Raw genomic sequence first — 12,522 nt, forward strand, 5'->3', positions numbered from 1 at the left:
TGTTCTTTGAAGGTTAGCAGTGAATGCTCGATATATTTATAAAATAGGATAATAAAATGAAATTAGTGATTCAACGGGTTAAGAGTGCCTCGGTTTCCATTGATGGCCAAGTCTACAATGCGATCCAGCAAGGCTTGTTGCTCCTAGTGGGAGTGGGGCCTGAGGATGACCAGAAGGATTTGGAGTATGCGGTCCGCAAAGTATCGCAGATGCGTATTTTCTCAGATGAGGAAGATAAGATGAATCTTTCGGTCAAAGATATCCAAGGGGAAATCTTGTCGATCTCTCAATTTACCCTCTTTGCGGAGACAAAAAAAGGCAACCGTCCTGCTTTTATAGGGGCTGCCAAGCCAGATATGGCCAGTCAGTTATATGATGCCTTTAATGATCAATTAGAAAAAGAAGTCCCTGTCAAACGAGGGATCTTTGGAGCCGATATGGCGATTGAATTGATCAATGATGGTCCGGTGACGATTTTACTAGATACAAAAAATCCATAAGTAAGAAAACATGCAGTCGGGTTAGACTGCATGTTTTTCGATATAGAGTTGTTGGGCGATCAATTGGTTGATAGAAATTTCTTGTCCATGGATAACGAAGTGATAGAGCCCTGTGTAGTCATCGTACCGTTGAAACGCGATGGTATCACCAATTTGGAGATGAATCTGGTCTAAGAATTTTAACAATTCATAGGTGTCATAGACCCTTTGCAGAATATACAGACCAGGTTGGGTCGTTTCACTGAGACGGTCTTGGTAGGCTTCGACAAGCCTTTCGCCTTTCTTTGGAATTGTCCCACCGTGAGGGCAGGTCTTAGGGTTTCCAAGCATGTGATCCAGCCGGTCGATGAAATGTTCAGAAACAGTATGCTCGAGAACTTCTGCCTCTTCATGGACTTCTTCAGTTGTGTAGCCAAGATTTTTCAGCAGAAATACTTCGATCAAGCGGTGCTTGCGGTAGAGATCAGAGACCAATTGCGAGCCCAGATCTGTTAGTAGATAGCCATGGGTCTTATCTTTCACCAAGAGGCCCTCAGAGACCATGCGCTTAATCATCTCAGTCACAGCGGGTGGAGAGACCTGCATGCGACTAGCGATTTCCTTATTACTGATTTTTTCTACTTCTGTGCCAATTTCATAAATGCACTTGAGGTAATCTTCTTTGTTTGGTGTCATGCTTTCCTCTTTTCTTCGCTCACTTCTAGTATATCAAAAAAATCCTCAAAAACGCTAGTGGAGTAATGAGAATTGTCTCAAGCTCCAAAAGATGGTAGTATAGAATCATAGAAAGGACGGCATCATGAACAGACGGGAATTAGCGAGACTAGGCTGGAGAGAAAATAGTTTAGCCTATCTAGAGAAGCATTTGCAGGGATACAAAGATCCACAAGCCTACCAAGAACAATACCAGTCTGTCTTTTTCTTTGCCAGTCCTCTGTTTCAAAACATGTGGTTTCAAGAGATCAAGGATCTAACGGAAACTGCTGCCCAAGACTTGCTGAGGGGAGTCATGAAAATTCTCCTTATGCCAAGTGACTTGTCTGGAACTTGTGAAGAAACAGCCTTTCTTCTGAGTAGAATGGCTCCAGATTGTCCACCAGGTTCCGACTTTTGGACGGCTTTTTCATGCGTCGTGCAGGTCGCCTTTGAAAGAGATCCCTTAGCAGATCAGTCAGGAGATCAGCTTTTGAAACGCCAGGTTCACCAGTTGCGCTACCTACTTTCAAGTTACCAGGCACAATGGATTCGGACGCATAATGCGAGAGCTGGACAGACTGACGAGGAGGCTTTACAAGCTTACCTACAGGAGGCTAGAGCGGTCACGGTGGATGCTTATGCGGCTGCCCGCCTTCACAACAAGGTCTCCCTAAGGCCAGATGGTCACCTTCATTATCCATCAGGGGCCTCCCAACAAGTTAATTTCAAGGTCTTGTTAAATTTTCATACGGAGTATATTCTCGATCAAGCTGGGCATTTTCTCAATGAAGTTGATCCAATAGAAGTTTCTGAAAATGGCATTGTCAATGGTGCCAGTTTTAACTACGGCTTGGCTAGGGGCCGGACCCATAAGGACTTGGATATTGATCCCGTCAAAGCTTGGGATCCAGCCTTTCGCAAGCAGGTCCTCTATCAGCAAGGTGTTCGCTATCTAGCTCCGAAGAATGACCGAGGAGAGCAAGGTTATTGGAGTCGAAAAGGAGTTTTTGCACAGGGAGGTAAGAGCTATAAGCAACAAGTGGCAAAGCGCGTGCGAAGCTTCCTACAAGGCATCCCTCGCTTACGCTGGCGGGTCCTCCTCCAAAATGGGCTCCATCGGATTTTATAGCAGACAAAAAGAGGTCTACGACCTCTTTTTCGTTTATCCAAGTGCTTTGACAGCTTCGATTGCGGCGTCGTAATTGGGTTCGCTGTTAATGTTGTCTAGGTATTCAACGTAAGTCACCTTGTTGTCTGCATCTAAGACCAAGACAGCACGCGCAAGCAAGTGCCATTCATTGATCAAGAGGCCGTAGGCTTTCCCGAAGGAATGATCGTAGTAGTCTGAGAGCATGATAGCATTGTCGAGCCCTTCAGCAGCGCACCATTTATCTTGAGCAAAAGGAAGGTCGACAGAGACCGTCAAGACGACAGTGTCTTCCAAGTCCGATAAGGTCTTGTTGAAGTGACGTGTTTGCATCGAACAGATCCCTGTGTCGATGGATGGGATGATGCTGAGGACTTTTTTCTTGCCAGCAAAATCAGCTAAAGATTTCTTCTCAAGAGCTGGAGTGATCAATGAAAAATCATGAGCCATTTCCCCTACTTGAAGTTGAGATCCGGTAAAGGTAACAGGGTTTCCTAAAAATGTTGCCATAAAAAGACTCCTTTTTTTGTTTTTATTGTACCGCAATACCGGAGGAGGGGCCACTGATTTGTTTAGAAATCTGAATGGTCTACTGACTCAATCCTTCTGCGATCTTGTCTAAGTTCCACTTCATCATGCTGTAGTAGCTATCACCCTTTTCCCCTTCTTTGGCAATCGAGTCAGTAAAGATTTTTGCAAAGATAGGGATATTGGTATCCTTAGACACAGTTTTCATAGGACGCTCATCGACACTGGATTCGACAAAGAGGGACGGTACTTTGGTTTGACGCAATTTCTCTAGCAGCGTTTTGATTTGTTCAGGTGTCCCTTCTTCTTCAGTGTTGATTTCCCAGATATAGGCAGATGGGACGCCGTAGGCTTTGGAGAAGTACTTGAAGCAACCCTCACTGGTTACGATCATCTTCTTCTCTGCTGGGATGTTATTGAATGCTTGCTTGGCTTCTTGATCCAGCTTGCTCAGTTTTTCAGTATAGGCTGCTAGATTTTTTTCGTAGAAGTCCTTATTTTTTGGATCTTTGGCGATCAATTGTTTAGCAATGTTTTTAGCATAGATGATCCCGTTTTCGAGATTGAGCCAAGCGTGAGGGTCTTCTTTTCCAGCTTGGTTTTGGCCTTCTAGGTAGATGACCTCTACGCCATCGCTGGCAGCGAAATAGTCCTTGTTTTCTACTTTATTAGCATTTTTGACCAACTTGGTAAACCAAGCATTGCCACCCGTTTCGAGGTTGATGCCGTTGTAGAAGATGAGGTCTGCTTGTGAAGTTTTTTTGACATCTTCTGGGAGTGGTTCGTATTCATGGGGATCTTGGCCGACAGGGACAATACTGTGTAGCTCGATTTTATCCCCCGCGATATTTTTGGTGATATCTGCGAGGATGGAGTTGGTGGTGACCACCTTCAATTTATCAGATGAGGACTTGGAAGAAGAGCCTTTGCTACAGGCCATAAGGCCGAATAAGAGCGCCACAAAGAGGGCAAGGACAGAAGCGATTTTTTTCATGTGTTTCTCCTTTAATGAGGTGAAAGAGCGTGCTTATTCTTTCTCTGCTTAGGAGCGATAAAGAAGCTGATGAGAAAGAAGACTGCAGAAGTGAGGACGATACAAGACCCAACGGCGATGTTAAAGCTGTAGCCAATAAAGAGTCCCAGGATGGATGCAAGAGCACCTAATCCGGATGAAAGGAGCATCATGGACCAGAGGCTATTGGCATAGAGATAGGCTGTCGCAGCGGGTGTGATGAGCATGGCAACGATGAGAATGGTCCCGACACTCTGCATAGCAGTGACAGAAACCAAGGTCAAGAGCACCATGAGAAGGTAGTGATAGACCTTGACCCGGACGCCCATGGACTGAGCCAGAACGGGGTCAAAAGATGTGAGCAGTAAGGGTCGAAAGAGCAGGCAAATCACCAGCAAGACCGCCACCCCAATACCGATGGTCATCCACATATCCTGGTCTTGCACGGCCAAGATATTCCCAAAGAGGATGTGGAAAAGGTCGGTGGAACTTTTAGCGATTCCAATCAGAATGACTCCTAAGGCGAGGAAAGAAGAAAAGGTAATCCCAATTGCAGTGTCGCTCTTGATGATGGAGTTGCTCTTGATATAGGTGATGAGGATGGAAGCTAAAAGTCCAAAGGTAATGGCGCCAATAAAGAAATTGATGCCCAGGATAAAGGAAAGGGCCACACCTGGAAGGACCGCGTGTGAGATGGCATCTCCCATGAGAGACATGCCTCGCAAAATGATGAAACATCCGACTGCACCAGCGACGATCCCGATGGCAATAGCTGTAATGAGAGCGTTTTGGAGGAAATGAAATTGTTGTAATCCATCGATAAATTCTGCAATCATCTGATTTCACCTCCTATAAAAAGTTCATGACCGTAGGCTGCGTGAAGATTCTCTTTGGTAAAGGTTTCTTCTGTTTTCCCAAAAGCAATCAGTTTGCGATGAAGGAGCAGGATCTGGTCAAAATAAGCTGGGACCTTGCTCAGATCGTGATGGACAATCAGGATGGTCTTGCCTTCCTTTTTCAAGGTTTGGAGTGTCTGCATGATGATGTCTTCGCTAACAGAGTCAATCCCAGCAAAGGGCTCATCCAAGAAGATGACCTCTGCTTCTTGAACCAAGCAGCGGGCGATCAGAACCCTTTGGAATTGCCCTCCTGAAAGCTGGCCAATCTGGCGATCTGCTAGATCAAGAAGATTGACAAGTTTCAAGGCATTTTCTACTTTTTGGAGATCCTCTTTGCTTTTTCTCTTGAAGATAGAAAGATGGGGATAGAGCCCCAGCGAGACACACTCCCGCACCGTGATGGGGAAGTGGAAATCAATAGCGGATTTCTGTTCGACGTAGGCCACTCGTTGAAGAACTTGGCCGAGGTCTTTTTGATCGAGCTGGACCTTTCCCGAATGAGGGAGAAGTCCTAGCATGGCCTTGATCAGGGTTGATTTTCCAGCTCCGTTGGGTCCAAGAATGCCTAGGATGGTTGGACCCTGGATGGTGAGGGAAAGATCCTCCAAGGCCAGTGTTTGCTGGTAAGCAACACTTAGATGTTCAATTTGAATCATGATTTTTCTCCTTTACCATTAATATACATGAATGAAAAAATTAAGTCAAGTTAATTTTTAAAATAATTTAGATTAAATCTTTTGTAATCATTGAAAAAAGTTCCTATTTTTGGTAAGGTTAATAGAAAAGAATGAAAGCGAGAAGATCATGGTACGTTTACAAGATGATTTTTATGATTACGTCAATGGGAAATGGGCTGAGACAGCTGTGATTCCTGATGACAAACCGTCAACCGGTGGCTTTATGGACTTGATCCAAGATATCGAAAACTTGATGTTGGATATTACCGGAAAATGGCAAAGAGGAGAAGAATTGCCAGAAGACAGTATTCTGCAAAACTTTGTCAAATACCATAAAATGGTGGCAGATTTTGATGCGCGAGAAGCAGCTGGTGTGGCTCCAGCGATGCCCTTGATCAATGAAATCAAGGCTCTGACTTCTTTTGAAGACTATACCAGCAAGCTGGGAGCCTATGAACTAGCTGGCAAACCAAATCTCATGCCATTTAGCGTGTCACCAGACTATATGAATGCCCAAATGAATGTCTTGTGGGGAGAAGCGCCGGCTCATATCTTGCCAGATACGACCTACTATGAAGAAGGTAACGAAAAAGGCCCAGAATTACTGGCTATCTGGCGCCAAATGATGGAAAAACTTTTACCTAAATTTGAATTCTCAGAGGCAGAAATCAAAGATATCCTGGATAAGGTCATTGCGTCGGATGCAGAATTGGCCAAATATATCTTGTCAAATGAAGAAAGATCCGAGTACAATAAACTCTACCATCCTTATAAGTGGGCAGATTTCAAGGCCTTGGTTCCAGAATTGCCACTCGATACTTTCTTTACAGAAGTGATCGGACAAACACCAGATAAAATCATCGTTCCAGAAGAGCGTTTCTGGAAGGAATTCGCACCAACATTCTATTCAGCAGCCAACTGGGAAACTATTCATGCAAGATTGAAACTCAGTGCAGCCGTAGATTGGACTTTATTCTTAACCGAAGAAATTCGTGTCTTGGCTGGTGAATATGGACGGACCATTTCGGGTATTCCAGAAGCTCGTCCAAAAGAAAAGGCGGCCTTGTCATTAGCAGAAGTACCATATAGCCAAGCGCTTGGACTCTGGTATGCAGGTGAAAAATTCTCACCAGAAGCAAAAGCAGACGTAGAGCATAAAGTAGCGACCATGATTGAGGTCTACAAGGATCGTCTGGAAAAAGCAGGCTGGCTCGCTCCTGAAACTCGCGAAAAAGCTATTGTCAAGCTCAATGTCATCACACCGCATATCGGCTACCCTGAAAAATTACCAGAAACATACGCCAAGAAGATCATCGACGAGAGCAAGACCTTGGTGGAAAATGCTCAAGCCCTTTACGAAATTTCCATTGCCCATACTTGGAGCAAGTGGAACCAACCGGTTGATCGAAGCGAATGGCACATGCCAGCTAATATGGTCAATGCTTACTATGATCCGCAACAAAACCAAATCGTCTTCCCAGCAGCGATTTTACAAGCACCTTTCTATGACCTTCACCAATCATCATCAGCCAACTACGGCGGAATCGGTGCAGTCATTGCCCATGAAATCTCCCACGCCTTTGACACCAATGGAGCATCCTTTGACGAGCATGGTAGCTTGAAAGACTGGTGGAAACCAGAAGATTACGAAGCCTTTACCGCTCGGACTCAAAAAGTCATCGATCAGTTTGAAGGACAAGACTCTTACGGTGCCAAGATCAACGGGAAATTGACCGTTTCTGAAAACGTAGCAGACCTCGGTGGTATCGCTGCAGCCCTTGAAGCCGCTAAGAAAGAGGAAGATTTCTCAGCAGAAGAATTCTTCACCAACTTTGCTCGCATCTGGCGCATGAAAGCTCGGACAGAGTACATGCAACTCCTCGCAAGTGTCGATGTCCACGCACCAGGAAAACTCCGCACCAATGTCCAATTACCAAACTTTGACGAATTCTTTGAAACCTTTGATGTCAAAGAAGGCGACGGCATGTGGCGCGCACCAGAAGATCGTGTGATCATTTGGTAAATCAAGATACTAAGCCCGTAAAAAAAGCGAGAAGAAAATAGGAGATTGACCATGTGGGCCATGCCCACCAGGCAATCTCTCTTTTTCTCGACGCTTTTAGGGCGAGTTCAATTTCGCGATACTAGTTTTGTTGATCAAAGGAAGTAGTCTCGACTTCAGTTAAGCAATTGATTGATTTTCTTGATCGCTCGTGAAAAAAACTAAAAATCCCCGAAGCCAAGTTTCAGCTGACTGAAACTAGCTTTGGGGATTTTTGAGTGTATTAGAAATAACAGTGAATGTCATGATCTAAAAAAACTTGCTGGTAGTCATATAAATCTTCTGGATGCAGAGCCTTTATTCCTTCCATTTCATAGCGACGCCCTAAAAGCTTGTATTTGTTTTCTCCAAACTGGTGAAATGGGAGAAGCTGTACTTCATCGATGTTGAGAGAATTAAAAAGAGAAGCAAATTCTTCAGCATCGTTTAAAGAGTCATTGAAATTAGGAATGACTGGAATACGTAAAACGATTGTTTTGTTTTGAGCAAAGGCATAATGAATATTTTTAATAATCAGATGATTGTTGACTCCGACAACCCTCTTATGTTTAAGTGTATTGTAATGTTTAAGGTCTGTATAAATAAAATCGACATACTGAATGAGATCGACAAATTTTTCATGTTCAACAAAAGCTGTCGTTTCGATTGCAGTATGAAGTCCAACTTCTTTCGCAGCTTTTAAGATAGATTTGGCAAATTCAAATTGAGCAAAGATTTCTCCACCAGACAGGGTAAGGCCACCACCAGATTCTTCATAGAAGTCAACGTCTTTTAAGACATCATCTATGATTTCTGTGACTGTTTTTTCTTCTCCCGTGATAGTTTCCTTTTTAGTAACAGCATCTAACATTTTTTCAGGATTTGCACGCTGGGATTCAGGATTGGAGCACCATGGACAACGCAGAGGACATCCTTTTAGAAATACAGTAGTTCGGATGCCAGGGCCATCATGGATACTAAAGTGTTGGATGTTAAAGATAATGCCACGATTTTGTTCCATATTTTGCTCTCCTATCAATCTAGTAAGTCTATTATACATTATTTAAGAAACTAATTCAATTACGAACGAAAGTTTATTTTGTTTTGAATTCACTCGAAAATTTGCTAAAATAGAGAAGAGGTAAAAACAATGCAACGTTTAGATGAAATATTGAAATTAGTATCGGAGTTTGAAAAGATTGATGTTAATAGCTTGTCTGAGAAATTACAAGTCTCTAAAGTGACCATTCGAAAGGATTTGGACAAGCTAGAATCCAAAGGATTATTGCATAGAGAACACGGCTATGCTGTTTTAAATAGTGGAGATGATATCAATGTTCGATTGTCCTTTCAATATGATACCAAGAAAAGAATAGCCAGGGAAGCTGCTAAATTAATTAAGGATAACGACACGGTTTTGATTGAATCGGGCTCTACATGTGCCTTGCTAGCGGAAGAAATTTGCCAAACAAAAAAGAATGTTAAGATTGTGACAAATTCTTACTTTATTGCAGATTATATTCAGGAATATGATTCTTGTAAAATCATCCTACTTGGTGGTGAATTTCAAAAAGAATCGAGAGTAACTGTAGGTCCGCTTTTGAAAGAATTAATCCGCTCGTTTAGAGTTCCCTTTGCTTTTGTAGGGGTAGACGGATATGATGACGAGCTTGGTTTTACTGGGAAAGATATGATGAGAAGTGAAGTTGTTCAAGCTATGTCCGATGTTTCTAAAGAAGTGATTGTCTTGACGGATTCAAGTAAATTTGAGAAATGTGGGACTGTCAGACGATTTGCACTTTCACAAGTTTCGAGAGTCATAACGGATAAGAATATATCTCAAGAAACGAAAGAAAAACTTGAGGATTCGCAAACGATTTTAAACCTAGTATAAGAAGGAGAAGTCAATTGAAAGATGAACGGAAAAAGTTACTTGCTAAATTAGCCTATCTATACTATGTTGAAGACAAAAGTCAATCGCAAATCGCAGCAGAAACTGGAATCTACCGTACAACTGTCAGCAGAATGTTAGCGGAGGCTAAAAAAGAGGGAGTTGTAAAAATTGAAATTGAAAATTTTGATACTCGCCTCTTCCATTTAGAAAATTATATCAAACAAAAATATGGCTTGAAAGCTATCGAGATTATACCAAATCTAGTTGATGAGCCACGAGAAAGCCTTGAAAAGCGGCTAGCGCAAGCAAGTGCTGTCATGCTTCGAAATTTGATTGAAGATGGAATGACAGTTGGTTTTTCATGGGGCAAGTCTCTCAGATTAATGGTGGAACAAGTTGGAACTAAGCGTTTGGATGGTGTTCAATTTTATCCCTTAGCTGGAGGCCCTAGTCATATCCATGCTCGATACCATGTCAATACGCTAATCTACAGTATGGCGAGTAAATTTCATGGGGAATGTCATTTTATAAATGCTAGTGTCATTCAAGAAAATTCTGAGGTGACGGAAGGCATCTTATCTTCTAAGTATTTTGAGGACTTGAAAGCTAGTTGGCGTTGCTTGGATGTTGCGGCTGTGGGGATTGGTGGCTATGCAGATAGCAAGAATCCTCAGTGGTTTGATATGCTGACATCGAATGATTTTAAGAAATTGGAGTCAGAACATGCTGTAGGAGAAGTATGCTGTCGTTTTTTTGATCAAGAAGGTATCCCCGTTTATCCTGAATTACAGGAAAGAACAATATCTATCACATTGGAGGAATTGAGAAAGGTACCAAACACCATCTCTTTGGCTTACGGTGATCAGAAAGCAAAAGCAATTTTATCGGTTTTGAAAGCCAACTATATCAATCATTTAGTCACAGATGAAGCAACGATCTTGAAAGTCTTAGAATTAGATGGTGATCAGCAATTTACTAAAAAATAGGACAGCAGGTATGCGGTCCTTATTTTTTTGAGCCAAAAAGCACAAATGTGCAAAAATTAAAAACAACAATCAAATGTTGCGATTTTTATTGACCGGCAAAAATATAAATGGTATATTGACAATAGAAAAAGCGCTTTCAGCAGATTGACAAAGGAGTGTAATGCACATGGAAATAATTGTTGCAGACCAAATTATTATGGGATTGATTTTAAATGCGGGTGATGCTAAACAGCATATTTACCAAGCTTTATCATATGCTAAGGAGGGCGATTTTACATCTTCTGAAGACGAAATTGCAAAAGCAGATGCAGCATTGCTAGAAGCGCATAACCTGCAAACACAATTTTTAGCCCAGGAAGCAGGTGGGACAAAGACAGATATTACAGCTCTGTTTGTGCACTCACAAGATCACTTAATGACTTCCATCACAGAGATTAACTTGATTAAAGAAATGATTGACTTACGTAAAGAACTTTCAGCGAAACAATAAGGAGGAAAAGATGATGAAAATTGGATTGTTTTGTGCAGCAGGATTTTCAACAGGAATGTTGGTAAATAATATGAAGGTGGCGGCTAAAGAATTAGGGATTGATGCTGAAATCGATGCCTATTCTCAAGCGAAATTAGCAGATTTTGCCCCAGAAATCGATGTTGCATTGTTGGGCCCTCAAGTAGCTTATACTTTGGATAAATCAAAAGCGATTTGTGAGGCAAATAATATTCCTATTGCTGTCATCCCTATGGCAGATTATGGGATGTTGGATGGTAAGAAAGTACTAAATCTAGCTCTAGAATTGCTAGGAGAAAAATAAGGAGGCTTCCCATGTCTAATTTTAATTCTCAGAAAATTATCGCTCCAATCATGCGTTTTGTAAACATGAAAGGAATTATTGCTCTTAAAGATGGGATGTTAGCGATCCTTCCATTAACGGTAGTTGGTAGTTTGTTTCTGATTATTGGGCAATTACCATTTGAAGGTCTTAACCAGGCTATTGCTAGTGTATTTGGCGATACATGGACAGAGCCATTTATGCAGGTTTATTCAGGAACATTCGCCATCATGGGATTAATTTCTTGCTTCTCCATTGGTTATTCATATGCTAAAAACAGTGGAGTAGAACCCTTGCCAGCAGGAGTTTTGTCCCTATCTTCATTCTTTATCTTGTTAAAATCTTCTTATGTACCAGCTAAGGGAGAACCGATTGGTGATGCCATTGCAAAAGTATGGTTTGGTGGTCAAGGGATTATCGGTGCTATTATTATTGGTCTGGTAGTTGGTGCGATTTATACTGTGTTTATCCAAAGACATATTGTTATTAAAATGCCAGAACAAGTACCTCAAGCCATTGCCAAACAATTTGAAGCGATGATTCCTGCTTTCGTGATTTTCTTACTATCAATGATTGTCTATATCGTATCAAAAGTAGTGACAAGTGGCGGTACCTTCATTGAAATGATTTATGATGTCATTCAGGTTCCTCTACAAGGTCTAACAGGATCCCTTTACGGAGCGATTGGAATTGCCTTCTTTATTTCATTCTTGTGGTGGTTTGGTGTACACGGACAATCAGTTGTCAATGGGGTAGTAACAGCCTTGCTACTTTCTAACCTAGATGCCAATAAATCAATGTTAGCAGCTGGGAAGCTATCCGTTGAAAATGGTGCCCACATTGTAACCCAACAATTCCTAGATAGTTTCCTTATTTTGTCTGGATCAGGTATAACCTTTGGCTTGGTTATTGCTATGTTATTTGCTGCTAAGTCAAAACAATATAAGGCACTTGGGAAAGTTGCAGCTTTTCCTGCAATCTTCAATGTTAATGAACCCGTCGTATTTGGCTTCCCAATTGTAATGAACCCAGTGATGTTCCTTCCATTTATTATCGTTCCAATTTTAGCAGCGATAATTGTTTATACTTCAATTGCTATTGGGTTCATGCATCCATTCTCAGGTGTGACCCTTCCTTGGAGTACACCAGCCATTATTTCTGGCTTTATGGTTGGAGGTTGGCAAGGTGCTTTTGTTCAAGTGTTAGTTCTTGCAACCTCGACTGTCGTATATTTCCCATTCTTCAAATTCCAAGATAATCTTGCTTATAACAACGAATTACAAGCTGAAAAATAGTGCGTTTATTAGGAATG

14 protein-coding genes are annotated in these 12,522 nt (G+C 41.9%); 8 read left to right on the plus strand and 6 right to left on the minus strand.

The window, feature by feature from the left end:
• Nucleotides 1-56 precede the first annotated feature (56 nt).
• Nucleotides 57-500 carry a D-aminoacyl-tRNA deacylase gene (gene dtd / locus AB5Y61_RS02475; RefSeq protein WP_049473116.1) on the plus strand — a complete coding sequence of 148 codons (444 nt, stop codon included), beginning with the start codon at nt 57-59 and terminating at the stop codon, nt 498-500.
• A gap of 21 nt (nt 501-521) precedes the next feature.
• Here dtd and AB5Y61_RS02480 read toward each other — a convergent pair whose 3' ends face one another.
• Complete coding sequence (locus AB5Y61_RS02480; protein WP_368403009.1) at nt 522-1,175, minus strand: metal-dependent transcriptional regulator; 654 nt, start codon at nt 1,173-1,175, stop codon at nt 522-524.
• A 124-nt stretch (nt 1,176-1,299) separates the two neighbouring features.
• Between AB5Y61_RS02480 and AB5Y61_RS02485 the strand changes: the two genes are divergently transcribed.
• The gene (locus AB5Y61_RS02485; RefSeq protein ID WP_368403011.1) at nt 1,300-2,325 is read left to right on the plus strand and encodes a DUF3114 domain-containing protein; all 1,026 of its coding nucleotides are present in this window, start codon (nt 1,300-1,302) and stop codon (nt 2,323-2,325) included.
• 33 nt (nt 2,326-2,358) lie between these two features.
• Here AB5Y61_RS02485 and tpx read toward each other — a convergent pair whose 3' ends face one another.
• The 4 genes from tpx to AB5Y61_RS02505 form a co-directional block, all read right to left on the minus strand.
• Nucleotides 2,359-2,853: a thiol peroxidase gene (gene tpx / locus AB5Y61_RS02490; RefSeq protein ID WP_368403013.1), complete on the minus strand. Its 495-nt coding sequence runs from the start codon at nt 2,851-2,853 to the stop codon at nt 2,359-2,361.
• Between the two features lie 79 nt (nt 2,854-2,932).
• The gene (gene fimA / locus AB5Y61_RS02495; RefSeq protein ID WP_368403015.1) at nt 2,933-3,865 is read right to left on the minus strand and encodes a metal ABC transporter substrate-binding lipoprotein/fibrin-binding adhesin FimA; all 933 of its coding nucleotides are present in this window, start codon (nt 3,863-3,865) and stop codon (nt 2,933-2,935) included.
• Between the two features lie 11 nt (nt 3,866-3,876).
• Complete coding sequence (locus AB5Y61_RS02500; RefSeq protein WP_048691610.1) at nt 3,877-4,719, minus strand: metal ABC transporter permease; 843 nt, start codon at nt 4,717-4,719, stop codon at nt 3,877-3,879.
• Nucleotides 4,716-5,438: a metal ABC transporter ATP-binding protein gene (locus AB5Y61_RS02505; RefSeq protein WP_048691612.1), complete on the minus strand. Its 723-nt coding sequence runs from the start codon at nt 5,436-5,438 to the stop codon at nt 4,716-4,718. Before AB5Y61_RS02505 ends, AB5Y61_RS02500 begins: the two co-directional genes overlap by 4 nt.
• 148 nt (nt 5,439-5,586) lie before the next feature.
• Here AB5Y61_RS02505 and AB5Y61_RS02510 point away from each other — a divergent pair, with 148 nt between their 5' ends.
• Entirely contained in the window at nt 5,587-7,482 is a 1,896-nt protein-coding gene (locus AB5Y61_RS02510) for a M13 family metallopeptidase (RefSeq protein ID WP_368403017.1), read from the plus strand.
• Nucleotides 7,483-7,744: 262 nt separating this feature from the next.
• Here the strand turns inward: AB5Y61_RS02510 and AB5Y61_RS02515 are convergent, their stop codons facing one another.
• Entirely contained in the window at nt 7,745-8,521 is a 777-nt protein-coding gene (locus AB5Y61_RS02515; RefSeq protein WP_135783210.1) for a glycyl-radical enzyme activating protein, read from the minus strand.
• 129 nt (nt 8,522-8,650) lie between these two features.
• Between AB5Y61_RS02515 and AB5Y61_RS02520 the strand changes: the two genes are divergently transcribed.
• From AB5Y61_RS02520 to AB5Y61_RS02540, 5 genes are all read left to right on the plus strand, one after another.
• Entirely contained in the window at nt 8,651-9,394 is a 744-nt protein-coding gene (locus AB5Y61_RS02520) for a DeoR/GlpR family DNA-binding transcription regulator (protein WP_368403018.1), read from the plus strand.
• Nucleotides 9,395-9,408: 14 nt separating this feature from the next.
• Complete coding sequence (locus AB5Y61_RS02525; protein ID WP_048717591.1) at nt 9,409-10,380, plus strand: sugar-binding transcriptional regulator; 972 nt, start codon at nt 9,409-9,411, stop codon at nt 10,378-10,380.
• A gap of 166 nt (nt 10,381-10,546) precedes the next feature.
• The gene (locus AB5Y61_RS02530; RefSeq protein WP_368403021.1) at nt 10,547-10,870 is read left to right on the plus strand and encodes a PTS lactose/cellobiose transporter subunit IIA; all 324 of its coding nucleotides are present in this window, start codon (nt 10,547-10,549) and stop codon (nt 10,868-10,870) included.
• A 10-nt stretch (nt 10,871-10,880) separates the two neighbouring features.
• Nucleotides 10,881-11,192 carry a PTS sugar transporter subunit IIB gene (locus AB5Y61_RS02535; protein WP_368403023.1) on the plus strand — a complete coding sequence of 104 codons (312 nt, stop codon included), beginning with the start codon at nt 10,881-10,883 and terminating at the stop codon, nt 11,190-11,192.
• 11 nt (nt 11,193-11,203) lie between these two features.
• Nucleotides 11,204-12,505, plus strand: coding sequence for a PTS sugar transporter subunit IIC (locus AB5Y61_RS02540; RefSeq protein ID WP_048691625.1), 1,302 nt, complete (start codon nt 11,204-11,206; stop codon nt 12,503-12,505).
• Nucleotides 12,506-12,522: the final 17 nt, after the last annotated feature.

It is taken from the genome of Streptococcus parasanguinis (assembly GCF_040908565.1).
Taxonomy (GTDB): domain Bacteria; phylum Bacillota; class Bacilli; order Lactobacillales; family Streptococcaceae; genus Streptococcus; species Streptococcus parasanguinis_AC.